This is a genomic window from Streptomyces sodiiphilus, assembly GCF_039529215.1.
Taxonomy (GTDB): Bacteria; Actinomycetota; Actinomycetes; order Streptomycetales; family Streptomycetaceae; genus Streptomyces; species Streptomyces sodiiphilus.
Map to the genome: position 1 here is coordinate 54,324 of NZ_BAAAMJ010000038.1, position 17,746 is coordinate 72,069.

General features: G+C 73.3%; 17 protein-coding genes and 3 tRNA genes. 12 read left to right on the top strand and 8 right to left on the bottom strand.

What is annotated here, in order from left to right:
- Positions 1-181 precede the first annotated feature (181 nt).
- The gene (locus ABD299_RS18055; RefSeq protein WP_344263648.1) at positions 182-442 is read left to right on the top strand and encodes a DUF3073 domain-containing protein; all 261 of its coding nucleotides are present in this window, start codon (positions 182-184) and stop codon (positions 440-442) included.
- 124 nt (positions 443-566) lie between these two features.
- On the opposite strand, the gene purM is transcribed toward ABD299_RS18055, so the two are convergent.
- Genes purM through ABD299_RS18070 form a run of 3 tightly spaced genes read right to left on the bottom strand, consistent with a single transcriptional unit; the run spans position 567 to position 4,144 of the window.
- Complete coding sequence (purM, locus tag ABD299_RS18060; protein ID WP_344263649.1) at positions 567-1,655, bottom strand: phosphoribosylformylglycinamidine cyclo-ligase; 1,089 nt, start codon at positions 1,653-1,655, stop codon at positions 567-569.
- 19 nt (positions 1,656-1,674) lie between these two features.
- On the bottom strand, positions 1,675-3,297 hold the full coding sequence (gene purF / locus ABD299_RS18065) for an amidophosphoribosyltransferase (protein ID WP_344263650.1): 1,623 nt from the start codon (positions 3,295-3,297) through the stop codon (positions 1,675-1,677).
- 37 nt (positions 3,298-3,334) lie between these two features.
- The gene (locus tag ABD299_RS18070) at positions 3,335-4,144 is read right to left on the bottom strand and encodes a maleylpyruvate isomerase family mycothiol-dependent enzyme (RefSeq protein WP_344263651.1); all 810 of its coding nucleotides are present in this window, start codon (positions 4,142-4,144) and stop codon (positions 3,335-3,337) included.
- Between the two features lie 140 nt (positions 4,145-4,284).
- Here ABD299_RS18070 and ABD299_RS18075 point away from each other — a divergent pair, with 140 nt between their 5' ends.
- Complete coding sequence (locus tag ABD299_RS18075; RefSeq protein WP_344263652.1) at positions 4,285-4,797, top strand: PH domain-containing protein; 513 nt, start codon at positions 4,285-4,287, stop codon at positions 4,795-4,797.
- Between the two features lie 82 nt (positions 4,798-4,879).
- Here the strand turns inward: ABD299_RS18075 and purL are convergent, their stop codons facing one another.
- From purL to purS, 3 genes are read right to left on the bottom strand one after another with little or no spacing between them, the layout of a single operon-like run.
- Positions 4,880-7,159 (bottom strand): phosphoribosylformylglycinamidine synthase subunit PurL, encoded by a 2,280-nt coding sequence (purL, locus tag ABD299_RS18080; RefSeq protein ID WP_344263653.1) that lies wholly within the window; start codon positions 7,157-7,159, stop codon positions 4,880-4,882.
- On the bottom strand, positions 7,156-7,836 hold the full coding sequence (purQ, locus tag ABD299_RS18085) for a phosphoribosylformylglycinamidine synthase subunit PurQ (protein ID WP_344263654.1): 681 nt from the start codon (positions 7,834-7,836) through the stop codon (positions 7,156-7,158). Before purQ ends, purL begins: the two co-directional genes overlap by 4 nt.
- Complete coding sequence (gene purS, locus ABD299_RS18090; RefSeq protein ID WP_344263656.1) at positions 7,833-8,096, bottom strand: phosphoribosylformylglycinamidine synthase subunit PurS; 264 nt, start codon at positions 8,094-8,096, stop codon at positions 7,833-7,835. The genes purQ and purS overlap by 4 nt, the downstream gene beginning before the upstream one ends.
- Before the next feature lie 320 nt (positions 8,097-8,416).
- Between purS and ABD299_RS18095 the strand changes: the two genes are divergently transcribed.
- The 10 genes from ABD299_RS18095 to ABD299_RS18140 all read left to right on the top strand — a co-directional run bounded on the left by ABD299_RS18095 (position 8,417) and on the right by ABD299_RS18140 (position 15,101).
- Complete coding sequence (locus ABD299_RS18095) at positions 8,417-8,734, top strand: histone-like nucleoid-structuring protein Lsr2 (protein WP_344263658.1); 318 nt, start codon at positions 8,417-8,419, stop codon at positions 8,732-8,734.
- A 99-nt stretch (positions 8,735-8,833) separates the two neighbouring features.
- Positions 8,834-8,908: transfer RNA gene (locus ABD299_RS18100), tRNA-Gly, on the top strand.
- Positions 8,909-8,971: 63 nt separating this feature from the next.
- A tRNA-Gly gene (locus ABD299_RS18105) sits at positions 8,972-9,044 on the top strand.
- A 147-nt stretch (positions 9,045-9,191) separates the two neighbouring features.
- The gene (locus ABD299_RS18110; RefSeq protein ID WP_344263660.1) at positions 9,192-10,226 is read left to right on the top strand and encodes an ABC transporter ATP-binding protein; all 1,035 of its coding nucleotides are present in this window, start codon (positions 9,192-9,194) and stop codon (positions 10,224-10,226) included.
- Positions 10,223-11,074, top strand: a complete 852-nt coding sequence (locus ABD299_RS18115) for an ABC transporter permease (protein ID WP_344263662.1) — start codon at positions 10,223-10,225, stop codon at positions 11,072-11,074. The genes ABD299_RS18110 and ABD299_RS18115 overlap by 4 nt, the downstream gene beginning before the upstream one ends.
- A 62-nt stretch (positions 11,075-11,136) precedes the next feature.
- Entirely contained in the window at positions 11,137-12,381 is a 1,245-nt protein-coding gene (locus ABD299_RS18120; RefSeq protein ID WP_344263664.1) for a sensor histidine kinase, read from the top strand.
- Entirely contained in the window at positions 12,378-12,992 is a 615-nt protein-coding gene (locus tag ABD299_RS18125) for a response regulator transcription factor (RefSeq protein ID WP_344263666.1), read from the top strand. The genes ABD299_RS18120 and ABD299_RS18125 overlap by 4 nt, the downstream gene beginning before the upstream one ends.
- A gap of 16 nt (positions 12,993-13,008) precedes the next feature.
- Positions 13,009-13,084, top strand: a tRNA-Gly gene (locus ABD299_RS18130).
- Between the two features lie 206 nt (positions 13,085-13,290).
- On the top strand, positions 13,291-13,716 hold the full coding sequence (locus tag ABD299_RS18135; protein WP_344263668.1) for a YciI family protein: 426 nt from the start codon (positions 13,291-13,293) through the stop codon (positions 13,714-13,716).
- 116 nt (positions 13,717-13,832) lie between these two features.
- Entirely contained in the window at positions 13,833-15,101 is a 1,269-nt protein-coding gene (locus ABD299_RS18140; protein WP_344263670.1) for an RNA polymerase sigma factor, read from the top strand.
- A 48-nt stretch (positions 15,102-15,149) separates the two neighbouring features.
- Here the strand turns inward: ABD299_RS18140 and ABD299_RS18145 are convergent, their stop codons facing one another.
- Both ABD299_RS18145 and ABD299_RS18150 read right to left on the bottom strand, forming a co-directional pair.
- Positions 15,150-16,064 (bottom strand): phosphoribosylaminoimidazolesuccinocarboxamide synthase, encoded by a 915-nt coding sequence (locus tag ABD299_RS18145; RefSeq protein ID WP_344263672.1) that lies wholly within the window; start codon positions 16,062-16,064, stop codon positions 15,150-15,152.
- Positions 16,065-16,176: 112 nt separating this feature from the next.
- Positions 16,177-17,697: a N,N-dimethylformamidase beta subunit family domain-containing protein gene (locus ABD299_RS18150; RefSeq protein WP_344263674.1), complete on the bottom strand. Its 1,521-nt coding sequence runs from the start codon at positions 17,695-17,697 to the stop codon at positions 16,177-16,179.
- Between the last annotated feature and the right edge of the window lie 49 nt (positions 17,698-17,746).

Here is a 17,746-nt window from a genome sequence, read left to right on the forward strand (position 1 = left end):
AACGGTCATCGCACAGCATCGGAAGGGCCGGGAGTCCGCGGACGGCGTACCGCGGACTCCCGGAAGCAGGTACGGTTGAAGTCCAGTGGGCCGCGCTCTCCTGGCGAGAGACGGTTCCGGTACATGAACGCATGTCAACACTCTGGGGCCGTCTCGGCCCGACGTTGAGGGGGTCGAGCCAATGGGGCGCGGCCGGGCCAAGGCCAAGCAGACGAAGGTCGCCCGCCAGCTGAAGTACAACAGCGGCGGGACGGACCTCTCACGTCTGGCCGAAGAGCTGGGTGCATCGCCATCGAACCAAACGCCGCACGGCGAGAAGTTCGAGGACGACAACGAGCTGGACGACGACCCGTACGCACGGTACGCGGAGCTGTACAACGAGGAGGACGACGACGGCGAGGACGGGCCGTCGGGCCGCTCCTCGCCGCGGCACGGGGCCTGACGCCCGGGCCGCGGCCGCCGCGCCCGCCTGCGACAGTCACCCGGTCCGGCCTCCGCCGGACCGGGCTGTCTGCTGCCCGGGGCCCCACCGGGGCTCGCGCCACCGGCGGTTCCCCGCGGGCCGGTCAGCGGACGTAGTCGCCGGTCAGTGTCACGGTGCCGGCGCCCGTCGCGCCGTCCCCGGAGCGCTGCTCGACGGTGCCCATGACCCAGCCGTCCACACCGCGGTCGGCGAGGGTGGTGAGCGCCGCCTCCGCGGACTCGTGCGGCACGACCGCGACCATGCCCACCCCCATGTTGAGGGTGCGCTCCAGCTCCGCGGGCTCCACCCGGCCGAGCCGGCCGACCATGTCGAACACCGGGCCCGGCGTCCAGGTCGAGCGGTCCAGGCTCACGTGCGTGCCCTCCGGCATCACGCGCGCCAGGTTGGCCGCCAGCCCCCCGCCGGTGACGTGCGCGAACGCGTGCACCTCGGTGGTCCGCATCAGGGCCAGGCAGTCCAGCGAGTAGATCTTGGTCGGCTCCAGCAGTTCCTCACCGAGCGTGCGGCCGAACTCCGGCACCCGCCGTTCCAGCGACCAGCCGGCCCGCTCCAGGAAGACGTGCCGCACCAGGGAGTAGCCGTTGGAGTGCAGGCCGGAGGAGGCCATGGCGATCACGGCGTCACCCGGACGGATGCGGTCGGCCCCCAGCACCCGGTCGGCCTCGACCACTCCCGTGCCGGCGCCGGCCACGTCGTACTCGTCGGGTCCGAGCAGGCCCGGGTGCTCGGCGGTCTCGCCGCCCACCAGTGCGCAGCCCGCCAGCACACAGCCCTCGGCGATGCCCTTGACGATCGACGCGACCCGCTCCGGGTACACCTTGCCGACGCTGATGTAGTCGGTCATGAACAGCGGCTCGGCCCCGCACACCACCAGGTCGTCCACGACCATCGCGACCAGGTCGTGCCCGATCGTGTCGTGGACGTCCATCCGCTGGGCGACGGCGACCTTGGTGCCCACGCCGTCGGTGGCCGAGGCCAGCAGCGGGCGCGTGTAGCGGGTCAGGGCGGAGGCGTCGAAGAGGCCGGCGAAGCCGCCCAGTGCCCCCACGCTCTCGGGCCGCTGCGCCTTGGCCACCCACTCCTTCATCAGTTCCACGGCGGTCTCGCCCGCCTCGATGTCCACGCCCGCCGCCGCGTAGCTGGCGCCGGCCGGTTCCTCGTGTGCTGCCATCAGCGTCTCCTCGTGTTGCTCACGGACGCCGCAGCGCGTCGGCGGCACCCGGACCCGCCAGCAGGGACGTCACGCCGTCCGCGTCGCTGCGGGCGCCGGTGTCCTGGTTCTTGCGGCTCTCCAGCAGGTCCTTGCCGAGGAGCTCCTCGTCCGGCAGTTCCATCGGGTACTCGCCGTCGAAGCAGGCCCGGCACAGGTCCGGCTTGGCGATCGTGGTGGCCTCGATCATCCCGTCGAGGGAGATGTAGGCGAGGGAGTCCGCGCCCAGCGAGGTGCCGATCTCCTCCACCGACAGGCCGTTGGCGACCAGCTCGGCACGGGTGGCGAAGTCGATGCCGAAGAAGCACGGCCACTTGATGGGCGGGGAGCTGATCCGCACGTGCACCTCGGCGGCGCCGGCCTCGCGCAGCATCCGCACCAGGGCCCGCTGGGTGTTCCCCCGGACGATGGAGTCGTCCACGACCACCAGCCGCTTGCCGTGGATGACCTCCTTCAGCGGGTTCAGCTTGAGCCGGATGCCGAGCTGCCGGATGGTCTGGCTGGGCTGGATGAAGGTCCGGCCCACGTAGGAGTTCTTCACCAGGCCGGAGCCGTAGGGGATGCCGCTGGCCTCGGCGTAGCCGATGGCGGCAGGGGTGCCGGACTCCGGGGTGGGTATGACCAGGTCCGCGTCGGCCGGAGCCTCCGCCGCCAGCCTGCGGCCCATCTCCACGCGGGAGAGATGGACGTTGCGGCCGGCGATGGTGGTGTCCGGGCGGGCCAGGTACACGTACTCGAAGACACAGCCCCGCGGCTTCGCTTCCGCGAACCTGCTGGCGCGCAGCCCGGCCTCGTCGACGGCGATCATCTCGCCCGGCTCGATCTCCCTGACGAAGGACGCGCCGACGATGTCCAGGGCGGCGGTCTCGGAGGCGGCCACCCAGCCGCGCTCCAGCCGGCCGAGCACCAGCGGGCGGACGCCCTGCGGGTCGCGCGCGGCGTACAGCGTGCCCTCGTCCATGAACACGAAGCTGAAGGCGCCCTTGACCCGCGGCAGCACCAGCGGGGCGGCCTGCTCCACGGTCAGCGGAGTGCCGTCCTCGGCGGTCTGCCCCGCCAGCAGGGCGGTGACCAGGTCGGTGTCGTTGGTGGCCGCGACCCGGTGCCGGGGCGAGCGGTCGCCCCCGGGCAGCTCGGTGACCAGTCCGGCGAGCTCGACGGTGTTCACCAGGTTGCCGTTGTGGGCCAGGGCGATCGAGCCGTGGCCGGTGGCACGGAAGGTCGGCTGGGCGTTCTCCCACACCGAGGCCCCGGTGGTGGAGTACCGGGTGTGGCCGACGGCCATGTGGCCCTGGAGGGAGCCGAGGGACGTCTCGTCGAAGACCTGGGAGACCAGGCCCATGTCCTTGAAGACCAGGATTTTCGAGCCATCGCTCACCGCGATGCCCGCGGACTCCTGACCACGGTGCTGCAGCGCGTACAGCCCGAAATAGGTGAGTTTGGCGACCTCTTCGCCCGGGGCCCAGACTCCGAAGACGCCACACGCGTCCTGGGGGCCCTTCTCGCCGGGAAGGAGGTCGTGGTTGAGTCGACCGTCACCACGCACGCCTCCGAGTCTAGGGCAGGTTGCCCGGTGGCGGAGAACCGGGCAGTTGTGAGACATCCCCCATCGGACCGCCCGGGGCCCGCGGGGCCACGGCTCAGGAGAGCACGGGAAGCTCACCGGCGAGCGCGCCGGCCCGCTCGCCGCTCGCTCTCAGCCGCCCGGTGGCGGTCGCCGTCCGCCAGGCCAGGCGACCGGTGGCCAGCCGCATCCAGGTGACCGGGTCGGTCTCCACGACGTTCGGCGGGGTGCCCCGGGTGTGCCGGGGGCCCGCCAGGCACTGCACCGCGGCGAACGGCGGTACCCGCAGCTCGGTGGAGCTTCCGGGGGCCTTGGCGGCCAGGGCGTCGGCGAGCACCCGCACGGTGATGGCCAGCGCCTGCCGGTCCAGGCGCACCGGGCGGCCGGTGGCCCGGGTCAGGTCGTCGCCGTGCACGACCAGCTCGACCACCCTGGTGACGGTGAAGTCGAGCGCCCGCATCGCGCCGAACCGGCCGGGCAGCAGCAGGTCCTCCCGGATGCCGGTCTCGATGACGGCTTCCAGTTCCTCGGCGGCCGCGTCCAGCGCGGCGGCCTGGTCCTCGCGGGCCCCGGCGTCCCGCCTGGTGGCCTCGTCCAGCTCGTCCGCCACCGAGGAGTTGGAGACCACCCAGCGGTTCAGATCCACCTCGGGGCGGGTGGCGGAGGGGGCGGGCTCGGCCAGCTTCCGGGGCAGCGCGTCGGTCTGGCCCGCGATGTGCGCGATGAGGGTGCGCACGTCCCAGCCCGGCAGCCCGGAGGCCTTGGCGCGCTGCGCGGCGTCGAGTTCATGAGCGGCCAGGCGGACGAATTCCACCTGCGCGAGGAGCGCGTCGCGGACCCGGTCGGGGTGGTAGGCGCGGGGCTTGCGCCGGACAGCACCAGACATGCCATGGAGCTTACGACGCCGCCGCGGCGCCCGCCGCAGCCTCGCCGTGTCCCGCCGCCCCCGGTGGTGAGCGGGGCCGCCCCGGCCCGGCCCGCGCATCGGCGTGTACGGCCGGGGCAGGCATGTGCCAGGATGCCGCCATGCCTATCGCGGACCGCTATCTCGCCGACGACGAAGAGCTGGTGTACTACACGCGCCAGCACTGGACCACGCTGGTCAGCGAGTTCCTGCTGCTGTGCCTGATCGCGGCGGCGGCCTCCGTCGTCATCTGGTTCCTGCCCACCGGGGAGGAGTGGGGGGCGACCGCGGTCTGGGTCGTGCTGGGCCTGGCGGCGATCGCGGCGGTCTGGCTGTGGCTGGTGCCGATGCTCCAGTGGCGGTCCACCGTCTACGTGCTGACCACCAAGCGGCTGCACAAGCGGACGGGCTTCCTGTCCAAGACCGGCCGCAGCATCCCGCTGGCCCGGGTGAACGACGTGTCGTACTCCGCCTCGCTGTGGGAGCGGATCATGCGCTACGGCACGCTGCACGTCCAGTCGGCCTCCGAGCAGGGGGTCATGGTCCTCAAGCACGTGCCGGACCCGGAGATGCTCAAGAGCGTGATCTACCGCCAGCTGGACCAGCTCGGCAGCGGCGAGTCCGCGGGCGTCTGAGCCCGGCGGCGACTTCTGACGCGCCGCTGCCCCCGGAGCCGGCGATCCGGGGGCAGCGGCGCGGTGGTGTCCGGGCGGTGCGTCAGCCGAACAGGGCCGGCAGGGTCTCCTCGTGGGTCCGGCGCAGCTCGGCCAGCGGGACGGAGAACTCGCCCTGCACCTCCAGCGCGTCCCCGTCCACCACGCCGACGCGGGTGGCCGGCAGGCCGCGGGCGCCGCACATGTCGGTGAAGCGGAGCTCCTCGCTGCGCGGGACGGCCACCACGGCCCGGCCCGCGGACTCGGAGAACAGGAAGGTGAAGGCGTCCAGCCCTTCGGGGACGACCAGCCGGGCGCCGTGGCCGCCGCGCAGGCAGGACTCGGTCACCGCCTGGACCAGCCCGCCGTCGGACAGGTCGTGGGCCGCGTCGATCATGCCGTCCCGGGAGGCGGCGACGAGGATCTGCGCCAGCAGCCGTTCCCGCTCCAGGTCCACCTTCGGCGGCATGCCGCCCAGGTGGTCGTGGACGACCTGGGCCCAGGCCGAGCCGCCGAACTCCTCGGCGGTATCGCCGAGCAGGTAGATCAGCTGGCCCTCGGTGGCGAAGGCCACCGGGGTGCGGCGGGTGACGTCGTCGATGACGCCGAGCACGCCGACCACCGGGGTCGGGTGAATGGCGGTGTCACCGGTCTGGTTGTACAGCGAGACATTGCCGCCGGTGACCGGGGTGCCGAGGGTCCGGCAGGCGTCGGCCAGGCCTCGGCAGGCCTCGGCGAACTGCCACATCACCGCCGGGTCCTCCGGGGAGCCGAAGTTGAGGCAGTCGGTGACGGCCAGCGGTTCGGCGCCGGAGGCGGCGACGTTGCGGTAGGACTCGGCGAGCGCCAGCTGCGCCCCGGTGTAGGGGTCGAGCTTGGCGTAGCGGCCGTTGCCGTCGGTGGCGACCGCCACGCCCAGGCCGGTCTCGTCGTCGATGCGGATCATGCCGGAGTCCTCGGGCTGGGCGAGGACGGTGTTGCCGAGCACGTACCGGTCGTACTGGTCGGTGATCCAGGAGGCGGCGGCCTGGTTCGGGGAGGCGACGAGCTTCAGCACCTGCTCGCGCAGCTCGTCCCCGCCGGCCGGGCGGGGCAGCGCGGCGGCGTCGTCGGCCTGGAGAGCGTCCTGCCAGTCGGGGCGGGCGTACGGGCGGTGGTAGACCGGGCCCTCGTGGGCGACGGTGCGCGGCGGGACGTCGACGATCTGCTCGCCGTTCCAGTAGATCTCCAGCCGGTCGCCCTCGGTGACCTCACCGATGACGGTGGCGATGACGTCCCACTTCTCGCAGATCTCCAGGAAACGCTCGACCTTGTCCGGCTCGACGATGGCGCACATTCGCTCCTGCGACTCGCTCATGAGGATCTCCTCGGGGGAGAGCGAGGCGTCGCGCAGCGGGACGGTGTCCAGTTCCACGCGCATGCCGCCGGAGCCGGCCGAGGCGAGCTCGGAGGTGGCACAGGACAGCCCGGCGCCGCCGAGGTCCTGGATGCCGGTGACGAGGTCCTCGGCGAAGACCTCCAGGGTGCACTCGATGAGCAGCTTCTCCTGGAAGGGGTCGCCGACCTGGACGGCCGGGCGCTTGGCGGGGCCGGTGGAGTCGAAGGTCTCCGAGGCGAGCACCGAGACACCGCCGATGCCGTCGCCGCCGGTGCGGGCGCCGTAGAGGATGACCTTGTTGCCGGTTCCGGAGGCCTTGGCGAGGTGGATGTCCTCATGCCGCATGACACCCACGCACAGGGCGTTGACCAGCGGGTTGCCCTGGTAGCAGGAGTCGAAGACGACCTCGCCGCCGATGTTGGGCAGGCCCAGGCAGTTGCCGTAGCCGCCGATGCCGGCGACCACGCCGGGCAGCACGCGCCGGGTGTCGGGGTGGTCGGCGGCGCCGAACCGCAGCGGGTCCATGACGGCGACCGGGCGGGCGCCCATCGCGAGGATGTCGCGGACGATGCCGCCGATGCCGGTGGCCGCGCCCTGGTAGGGCTCAATGTAGGAGGGGTGGTTGTGGGACTCGACCTTGAAGGTGACGGCGTAGCCCTGGCCGACGTCGACGACGCCGGCGTTCTCGCCGATGCCCACCAGCAGGGCGTCGGTGGCCGGGGCCTTCTCGCCGAACTGCTTGAGGTGGACCTTGCTGGACTTGTAGGAGCAGTGCTCGGACCACATCACCGAGTACATGGCGAGCTCGGCGCCGGTCGGGCGGCGGCCGAGGATCTCGCGGATGCGCGCGTACTCGTCCTCCTTCAGGCCCAGTTCGGCCCACGGCAGCGCGGTGTCCGGGGTGGCGGCGGCGTGCTCGACGGTGTCCAGGCGGCGGTCGGTGATGATCTCGCTGGGCTCGTTCACGATGCGGTGACCAGATTCTTGAGAACCGAGGTGAAAATTCCGAGGCCGTCGGTGGTGGGGCCGGTCAGCGGCTCGACGGCGTGCTCGGGGTGCGGCATGAGGCCGACGACATTCCCGGCCTCGTTGGTGACGCCGGCGATGTCGCGGCGGGACCCGTTGGGGTTGACGTCCACGTAGCGGAAGACGACCCGGCCCTCGGCCTCCAGCGCGTCGAGCGTGTACGCGTCGGCGGTGAACTGGCCGTCGTGGCTCTTGAGGGGAACGGTGATCTCCTCCCCCCGCGCGTAGTCGCCGGTCCAGGCGGTGGCGTTGTTCTCCACCCGCAGCCGCTGGTCGCGGCAGACGAAGTGCAGGTGGTCGTTGCGCAGCATCGCGCCGGGCAGCAGGTGGGCCTCGGTGAGGATCTGGAAGCCGTTGCAGATTCCCAGGACCGGCATTCCGGCCCGGGCCCGCTCGATGACGGTTTCCATCACCGGCGAGAAGCGGGAGATGACTCCGGTGCGCAGGTAGTCGCCGTAGGAGAATCCGCCGGGCAGCACCACGGCGTCGACCTGGCGCAGATCCTTGTCGCGGTGCCACAGGGCGACGGGCTCGGCCCCGGCCAGCCTGACGGCCCGCTGGGCGTCGCGGTCGTCGAGGGAGCCGGGGAAGGTGACGACGCCGACGCGCGCGGTCACGCCGTCACCTCGTCGGTCTCCTCGACGCGGACGGTGTAGTACTCGATCACGGTGTTGGCGAGAAAGGTCTCCGCCATCTCCCGGACCTTGTCCAGCGCGGCCTCGTCGGCCGGGCCGTCCAGTTCCAGTTCGAAACGCTTGCCCTGGCGGACTTCCCGGACGCCCTCGAAGCCCAGCCGGGGCAGCGCGCGCTGCACCGCCTGGCCCTGGGGGTCGAGGATTTCCGGCTTGAGCATGACGTCGACTACGACGCGAGCCACAGGTACTCCCGGTGGTGTTGGTGCTTGACGCTGCACCCGCCAGCCTACCGGGCCAAGGAGTCTACACGGGTAGATATCGCCGCGTTCGGTCACGTTCGGGTATCGGGGGCGAAAACCCCTGCAAGAATGGACGGAGAAAACGTAGGGTCCCGGTTGCGAGAAGAGCACGCGGGCATAATTCTGTCCGCGTGCACGATCAATCCGCCCGGCGTGCACAATAAAAGGCCAAGCTCCCGATCAATCGGATCGCGGGCACCGCCGGGTTCGCCGCACCCTTCTCGTGGCGGCCGGCAGCGATCCTCCCGAAAGGACCGATATCCGTGGCAAAGCGCGTAGTGGTCACGCTCACCGACGACATCGACGGCGGGGAAGCGTCGGAAACGGTCGCCTTCGGACTCGACGGAAAGACGTACGAGATCGATCTCAGCGACCGGAACGCCCAGGAGCTGCGCGGAGCGCTCGCGCTCTACGTGCAGGCGGCCCGGAAGAAGGCCAGGTCCGGCAAAACGTTCCACCGCACCGCGGTGGCCCCCGACCCGCGCGCGGTCCGCGCCTGGGCCGAGTCCAACGGCTTCGACGTCCCCTCCCGCGGCCGCATCCCCAAGCGGGTCTACGACGCCTTCAACGAGGCGCACTGAGCCGGTCCGCGCACCGACTTGCCACGCCCCCCGGGTGATCGGCTAGAGTCTGGAGCACGCCGAGGGGCAAGGCCGGAAGGCCACCACCCCGAAGGTCGTGCGGGTGTAGTTCAGTAGCAGAACACCCCCTTTCCAAGGGGGAGGCGCAGTGTGCAATTCCTGTCACCCGCTCCAGCCTCCGGCCGGCTTCACCGCCGGTGTGGAAGGTGCCGCTTCGCACGGAAACGCGCGGGGCGTGCGGACGTGGCTCAGTTGGTAGAGCATCACCTTGCCAAGGTGAGGGTCGCGAGTTCGAATCTCGTCGTCCGCTCGGCACGAAGACCCCGGTCGTCACGACCGGGGTCTTCGCCGTATTCCTGGCCGACCGGATCCCACCGCCCCGGCATCTGACATTTGTCATCCGCCTTCATGACAGCGCGCACTGCCGCCCGCCCGGTTCCGGCGAAAGGCTGGAGTCATGAACAGCGGCGAGAACATCATCGAGGTGAGCGGGCTGCGGCGACGCTACGGCCCGCGGGGTTCCGGCGGTTTCGAGGCCGTGGCCGGACTGGACTTCACCGTGCGGCGGGGCGAGCTGTTCGCCCTGCTGGGCACGAACGGGGCGGGCAAGACCTCCACCGTGGAACTGCTGGAGGGCCTTGAGCGCCCCACCGGCGGACGGGTGCGGGTGCTGGGCCACGACCCGTACCGGGAGCGGGCCGCGGTGCGCCCGCGCATCGGCATCATGCTGCAGGAGGGCGGCTTCCCCTCGGATCTGACGGTGACCGAGACCGCCCGGATGTGGGCGGGCTGCACCACCGGCGCCCGGCCCGTCGCCGAGGCACTGGAGGCGGTCGGCCTGACCGGGCGCGCCGGCGTGCGGGTGGGCCGGCTCTCCGGCGGCGAACGGCGGCGCCTGGACCTGGCGATGGCGCTGATCGGCCGCCCGGAGGTGCTGTTCCTGGACGAACCCACCACCGGCCTCGACCCCGAGGCCCGGCAGCGGACCTGGCAGGTGGTCCGCGACCTGCGGGACGCCGGCACCTCGGTGGTGCTGACCACGCACTACCTGGAGGAGGCCGAGGCGCTGGCCGACCGGCTGGCGATCATGGCCCACGGACGGATCGTGGTGTCCGGCACGCCGGCCGAGGTCACGGCCTCCCGCCCGGCCCGGATCCGCTTCCGGCTGCCGGACGGCGTCACCGCCGCCCAGCTCCCGGTCCTGGCCCCGGAGGCGGGGGACGACGGCCGGGTGGAGATCCGCACCACCGGGCTCCAGGACACCCTGACCGGCCTGCTGCTGTGGGCCCGCGAGCGGGGAGTGGAACTGGCCGGCCTGGACGCCCGCTCGGCGTCCCTGGAGGAGGCGTTCCTCGACATCGCCCGGGACGACGCGCACGGCGTCCACCCCGGCGCCCGTCCCGGCGATGCCCCCGGCACCGCGTACCGGGAGGCCCGGCCCGCCGAGCCCGCCGCACACCCCGAGCCGCAGAACGGAGCGACCGTCCGATGAACACCCTGGCCCCCGGCACCGGGACCCGCGCCCCGGCGGACCGGGACAGCACCCCTCCCCCGCCCGCCCCCGGCCCGTCCCCGGCACGGGCGTCGCTGCGCCGGCTGCGCGCCCTGGGCCGCGCCGAGCTGACCCTGCTGCTGCGCAACCGCACCAGCCTGTTCGTCGCCCTGCTGATGCCGGTCGGCATGGTGGCGCTGGCCTGGTCCTCGCTGCAGGGCATGGACCTGGACGGCACCGGGGTCAGCGCCGCCGAGGCCGTGCTGACCGGCGGCGTGGGCATCGTGCTGATCCTGGTGGTCTACCTCAACCCGCTCTCCGCCTATGTGGCGCGCCGCGAGGAGCGGGTGCTCAAGCGGCAGCGCACCGGCGAGCTGTCGGACGCGGAGATCCTGGCCGGGCCCGCGCTGCCGTCGGTGGCCCTGGCGCTGGCGCAGTGCGCGCTGCTGGTGCTGGCCGGCTGGACGGTGTGGGATCTGAGCGCACCGCAGCGGCCGGACCTGCTGATGGCCGGGCTCGCCCTGGGCAGCGTGCTGCTGGTGCTGCTGGCCGCCGTCACCGCGGCGTTCACCCGTACCGTGGAGAGCGCGCAGCTCACCGCCATGCCGCTGCTGATGGTCTCGGCCCTGGGCTCCGGGCTGTTCGTTCCGCTGGAGGTGCTGCCGGACACCGTCGCGGACATCTGCCGGCTGCTGCCGCTGACCCCGGCGATGGAGCTGGTGCAGGGCGGCTGGCTGGGCGGCCTGGAGGCGGGCGACGCCCTGCGCGCGCCGGCGCTGGCGCTGGCCTGGTCCGCGCTGGGGGTGTTTGCTGTACGGCGGTGGTTCCGCTGGGACCCGCGGCAGTGAGCGCGGCGGCTCATCGTGCCACGGTCCCGGCACGGCGGTTTCGAGGCGCGAGGAGTGACCTGATGCGTGCAGGGGGGTGGGACTGGCTGCACCGGTACCGCCGGTCCAGCCAGCGGGCGCGGGTGCACCAGTACACCCGCACGGTGCTCTACAGCTTCGTGCTGGTGGAGGCCGCCCTGGTGGTGCTGTGGGCGGTGGCGCTGCCGGCCGGGACGCCGCTGTGGGTGCGGGCGGTGATCGCCGCGACGGGCACCGGGCACGTGGCGCTGATGCTGCTGCTGTCCCGTGAGGGGCTGCGCCACTACCTGGGCCGCGGGCCGCGCCCGGACCGGCTGCTGGCCGCCGGCTTCGTGATGACCCTGCTGGGGACGGGCATGGCGGTGGCGATGCTGGCCGGCGGGCTGGTCCCGCGGGACGCGTCGGTGGTGGCGGCCTGGATGCCGCTGTTCTTCGCGGGGCCCGCCCTGCTGGCTCTTCCGGTCGGACAGGGATCGGCGCTGGCCGCGGTGCCGGTGGCGGCGGCCTGGGCGGGGGCGGTGGCCGCCGGGCTGCCTGCCGACGGGCACCTGGTGCTGCTGCTCACCCTGGTGCTGGGCGGCGCCGCGTTCGGGCTGTCGTACCGCTGCTCGGGCTGGACACTGAAGGTGGTCGACGAGCTCGACGCCGCCCGGGAGACCCAGGCCCGGCTGGCGGTGGCCGAGGAGCGGCTGCGGTTCGGGCGCGACCTGCACGACGTGCTGGGCCGCAATCTGTCGGTGATCGCGCTCAAGAGCGAGCTGGCGGTGCAGCTGGCGCAGCGCGGTTCGGACGCGGCCCTGACGCAGATGACCGAGGTGCAGCGGATCGCGCGGGAGTCCCAGCGCGAGATGCGGGAGGTGGTGCGCGGCTACCGGGCCGCCGATCTGACGGCGGAGCTGGCGGGCGCGCGGGGGGTTCTGGAGGCGGCCGGGATCGAGTGCCGGATCGAGAACCTGGGCGGGCACGCGCTGCCCGCCCAGGCGCAGTCGGCGCTCGCCTGGGTGGTGCGGGAGGGCACCACCAATGTGCTGCGGCACGCGGAGGCGGGGCGCTGCGTGATACGGCTGCGGCCCGCCGGCCCGGATGCCGGGGAGGGGGCCGGGGCGGTGCTGACGATGGAGAACGACGGCGTGCCGGACGGCTGTGGAGCCGCCGGTGACGGCGGCGGTGCCGGGCTGGCCGGTCTGCGGGAGCGGCTGGCGGCACTGGGCGGTTCGCTGACGGCGGTGCCCGCCGCCGGGGGGCGGTTCCGCCTGACGGCTCAGGTTCGAACGGAGGAGAACGGGTGACCGAGCCCATCCGGGTGCTGCTCGCCGACGACGAGCACCTCATCCGCGGGGCGCTGGCCGCGCTGCTGTCGCTGGAGGACGACCTGCGGGTGGTCGCGGAGGCCGCGTCGGGGCCGGAGGCGCTGGCGATGGCGCGCGCGCACCGGCCGGATGTCGCGGTGCTGGATCTGCAGATGCCGGGCAGCGACGGGGTGGCGGTGGCGGCCTCGCTGCGGACCGAGGTCAGCGAGTGCCGCACCATGATCGTGACCGGGCACGGGCGCCCGGGGCATCTCAAGCGGGCGCTGGCCGCCGGGGTGCGCGGGTTCGTGCCGAAGACCGTCTCCGCGCAGCGGCTGGCCGAGATCATCCGCACGGTGCGGTCCGGCAACCGCTATGTGGACCCCGAGCTCGCGGCCGACGCGATCAGCTCCGGCGACTCCCCGCTGACCGCCCGGGAGGCCGAGCTGCTGGAGCTGGCGGCGGACGGCGCCCCGGTGGCGGAGATCGCCCAACGGGCCCGGCTGGCACAGGGAACGGTCCGCAACTACCTGTCGGCGGCGGCGGCGAAACTGCACGCGGAGAACCGTCACGCGGCCGTGCGCATCGCACGGGAGCGGGGATGGCTATAATGAACCCGCACACCACGCGGACGTAGCTCAGTTGGTAGAGCGCAACCTTGCCAAGGTTGAGGTCGCCGGTTCGAGCCCGGTCGTCCGCTCCAGCGGAATCGCGCGATTCCCCGCTGTGGCCCCGGAGCCCCGCTCCGGGGCCACAGCGCTGTCCGGGGCCGGAAAAAAAACTTTGCGCGGGGTGTCGATCCGGGGGTCGGCTGTTCGACGCGGGGGTGAAGGACACCGAGGGCGGGCGTGAAGTCCGGTCCCGCCGGGGCACCCGGCCGGTGACGGAACAGCGAGAGGGAGGACGACGATGCGTTTCATGATGCTGATGAAGGCGACCGAGGAGTCCGAGGCCGGTGTGATGCCGAGCGCGGAGGCCATTGCCGAGATGGGCCGGTACAACGAGGAGCTGGTCAAGGCCGGTGTGATGCTGGCCGGCGAGGGGCTGCACCCCAGCTCCCGGGGGGCCAGGGTCGGCACCGGCCCGGATGGGAAGCGGACCGTGACGGACGGTCCCTTCGCCGAGACCAAGGAGCTCATCGCCGGCTTCTGGATGATCCAGGCCGCCTCGTGGGAGGAGGCCCTGGAGTGGGCGCGGCGGGTGCCCGAGGGGGAGGTCGAGCTGCGGCAGATCTTCGAGATATCCGACTTCCCCGAGCAGAGCATGACGCCGGAGAACGCCGAGCGCGAGGAGCGGCTGCGCGAGGAGGTCCAGCGGCAGCACAGCGGGGCCTGACCGTCCGGGGCCGGCGCCGGTGCGGATCCGGCCGGGCCCGGGTCCGCACCGGGTGAGGGGGCGGTGCGGGCCCGGCGACTTGCCCGTGGCGGCGGCGCCGGGTGAGGCTGTGCGGCGTGACGGAATCGGACGCGCGTCGCGCGGTGGACGCGGTGTGGCGCATCGAATCGGGCCGGGTGATCGCCGGCCTCACCCGGGTCTTCCGGGATGTCGGGCTGGCCGAGGACATGGCGCAGGACGCGCTGGTCGCGGCGCTGGAGCAGTGGCCCGGGGACGGGGTGCCGCGCAATCCGGGGGCCTGGCTGATGACCACCGCCCGGCACCGGGCGATCGACGCCGTCCGCCGCCGGGAGCGGCTCGCCCGCAAGGTGGACGAGCTGGGCCACGAGCTGGAGCTGGACAGGGGGGAGTCCGTGGCCGCGGACTTCGCCGCCGAGGTGGCCGCCGCGGTGGACGGGCGGATCGAGGACGACCTGTTGCGGCTGGTGTTCACCATCTGTCATCCGGTGCTGTCCCCGCAGGCCAGGGTGGCGCTGACGCTGCGGCTGCTGGGGGGTCTGCGGACGGACGAGATCGCCCGGGCGTTCCTGGTGGGCGAGCCGACGGTGGCGCAGCGGATCGTCCGGGCCAAGCGCACCCTGGCCCGGGAGCGGGTGCCGTTCGAGGTTCCGGAGGGGCCGCTGCTGGGCGAGCGCCTGGCCTCGGTCCTGGAGGTGGTGTACCTGATCTTCAACGAGGGGTACGCGGCGACCGCCGGGGACGACTGGATGCGTCCGGAGCTGTGCGGGGAGGCGCTGCGGCTGGGGCGGGTGCTGGCCGGGCTGATGCCCGGGGAGCCGGAGGTGCACGGGCTGGTCGCCCTGATGGAGATCCAGGCGTCGCGCTCGGCGGCGCGCACCACGGCGTCCGGCGAACCGGTGCTCCTGATGGACCAGGACCGCTCGCGCTGGGACCAGTTGCTGATCCGGCGCGGGCTGGCCGCGCTGGAGCGGGCCGAGGCTCTGGGGCCGCCGGGGCCGTACGGGCTGCAGGCCGCGGTGGCCGCCTGCCACGCGCGGGCGCGCACCGGCGAGGAGACGGACTGGGCGCGCATCGCCGCGCTGTACGGGGAGCTGGCGCGGCGGATGCCGTCCCCGGTGGTGGAGCTGAACCGGGCGGTTGCGGTGTCGCGGGCCGAGGGGCCGGCGGCGGGCCTGGAGCTGGTGGACGCGCTGGCCGGCGAGCCGGCGCTGAAGGAGTACCACCTGCTGCCGAGCGTCCGGGGCGATCTGCTGGCCGGGCTGGGGCGCATGACCGAGGCGCGGGCGGAGTTCGAGCGTGCCGCCGCGCTGACCCGCAACGGGCGGGAGCGGGCGCTGCTGCTGGCCCGGGCGGCCGGCTGCTGAGCCCGGCGGCGCGGGCGCACCCGCCGCCGGGCGGGTGCGCCGGGGAGGTCAGTCCCAGGGGATGCCGGTGAGGAGGCGGTAGGCCTCGGCGTACTTCTCGCGGGTGCGGGCCACGACGTCCTCGGGGAGCGGCGGGGGCGGGGTGTGCGAGGCGCGGTCCCAGCCGGAGGCCGGGGAGGTGAGCCAGTCGCGGATGTACTGCTTGTCGTAGGAGCGCTGGCGGTGCCCGGGCTGCCAGTCGGACTTCAGCCAGAAGCGGGAGGAGTCCGGGGTGAGGACCTCGTCGGCGAGGATCAGCGGGTCGTCCTCCCCGCCGTCGCCGGCGTGGCCGAACTCGAACTTGGTGTCCGCCAGGATGAGGCCGCGGTCGCGGGCCAGGTCCCGGGCGCGGCTGTAGACGGCGAGGGTGGTCTGCCGCAGCCGGGCGGCGGTGTCCACGCCGACGCGGCGGGCGACCTCCTCGTAGGTGACGTTCTCGTCGTGCTCGCCGACCTCGGCCTTGGTGGCGGGGGTGAAGATGGCGGCGGGCAGTTCGGAGCCGTCGGTCAGGCCGGGGGGCAGCGCCAGGCCGCAGACGGTGCGGTCGCGCTCGTACTCCTCCAGGCCCGAGCCGGTGAGGTAGCCGCGGGCGACGCACTCGATGGGGTAGACGGTCAGCTCGCGGCAGACCATGACGCGCCCGGCCCAGTCGTCCGGCGCGCCGGGCGGGACGTCGGTGGAGATCACATGGCCGGGGACCAGGTCGGCGAGCTGGTCGAACCACCACAGGGACAGGCGGGTGAGGATCCGGCCCTTGTCGGGGATGCCGTTGGGCAGGACCCAGTCGTAGGCGGAGATCCGGTCGCTGGCGACGATCACCAGTTCGCCGTTCTCGTTGCGGTAGAGGTCCCGGACCTTTCCGGTATGCAGGTGCACAAGGCCGGGCACCCGCGCGGGTTCGGGCTTCTCGACGAATCCTGGCACGTCCGCCTCCTGAGGGCTCTTGGTCGGTGGTGCGAGTACCACGGACCGCGCCGGACAATTCTTCCCGATGCGGAGAGGACCGGGGAGCCGGGTCCCCGGTGGCCCGCGCGGGTCAGGGGTCTTTGCAGATGCGGTCGAGAAGGTTGGCGGTGGCCTGCTGGATCCGGGGGTCCGTGTGGCCGGGGCGGTCCAGGGCCGGGGACCAGGCGAAGGTGCCGGAGGCGAAGACCCAGGCGCCGCTGGGCGCCCGGTACAGCGAGGTCTCCTGGTGGCGCAGCGTCCCGGTGTCGTCGCGGTAGGGGGAGTGGGCGAGCAGGATGCGGCTGTCGTACGCGGGCAGCGGGACGCGCGGGTAGTAGCGGTCGGCCTCCCCGGCGACCAGGCGGGGAAGCTCCTCCCCCTCGGTGACTCCGGTGGACTCCCACAGCCAGTGGCCGGTGTTGCGGGCGACGAGGGGGTGCGGCACGGGTACCCGGCCGCCGTACTGGATGCCGAGCACGGTCTGCTCGGGCGCGCCGCGCTCGCGCCAGAGGGCGGAACGCCCCGGGCTGTGGCGCTTGCGGCAGGTGAGCAGGCGGTCGGGGTCGCCCGAGGGCAGCGGGGCGAGCTCGACCTGCCAGAACATGGTGTTGGCGGAGAGGAACACCAGCGAGGTGCCGTCGTCGCGGGCCCGCTCCACGGTGGCGCGCATCGGCGCGGACCAGTACTCGTCGTGGCCGGGGAAGACCAGGCCGCGGTAGCGGGAGGGGTCCACGCGGCCGGCGTGCAGGTCGCGGGTGGTGGCGTAGGAGAGGTCGTAGCCGTAGCGCTCGGCCCAGCGGATGAAGTCGTAGGCGTGGCCGACGTGCAGGGGGAGGCCGGCGCCGGCGTAGGGGCGGTCGAAGCAGACGGTGAGGGCGGCGTCCTCCTCGCCGAGCAGCCGGCCCTCGCTGTCCCAGGCGTGGTAGAGGCTGGCGCCGGTGCGGCCGTCCTCGGGGAACAGGTTGTAGGCCTGCCAGGTGATGTCGGGCAGCAGCAGGAGCAGGTCGGCCCGCCGGTTGTCGCGGACGGTGAAGGGGACGTGGGAGCGGTAGCGGCCGTCGGCGGTGGTGAGCACGGCGACATGGGCGCCGGGCTGCCAGGCGGGGGGCACGGGCAGCCGCCAGGACAGCCACCAGTGGTGGCAGCAGACGGTGCGGCCGGCGACCAGGGGTGCGGGCTGCCGTGATCCCATCAGCTCGGGGCTGCGGGTCAGCAGGGTGGCGCCGTCGCCCCCGTAGTGGCCGATCCGGTAGATGTCGATGGTGAAGGGCTGCGGGGGGTCGACGGTGACCCGGAAGTCTATGGGCTCGCCGGGGGCGACGGCGTGGTCCGGTGCGAAGCCCTTGATCTGGCAGCGCACGTCGTCGGCGGTGCGGGGGCCGGAGGAGGGGCTGGGCGGGGTGTCGGGCCGCTCGGGGAGACGGAGGCTGCCCGGTTCGCGGGCGCCCAGGCCCTCGGCGTCCGGGTCCACGTACCAGGGGACCACCTGCCCGGTGCCGTCGAAGTAGTGCTCGCTGCCGCGGAGCCAGGGCAGCGGGCCCTGCCCGAACGGGTCCGAGACGGCGTGCGCGAGCGCCCCCGACTCCCAGCGCCGGATACCTTGCGTGGCCACCGACGGCCCCCTCCCTCACCGCACCTGCTCCCCGGACCCGGTCACCCCC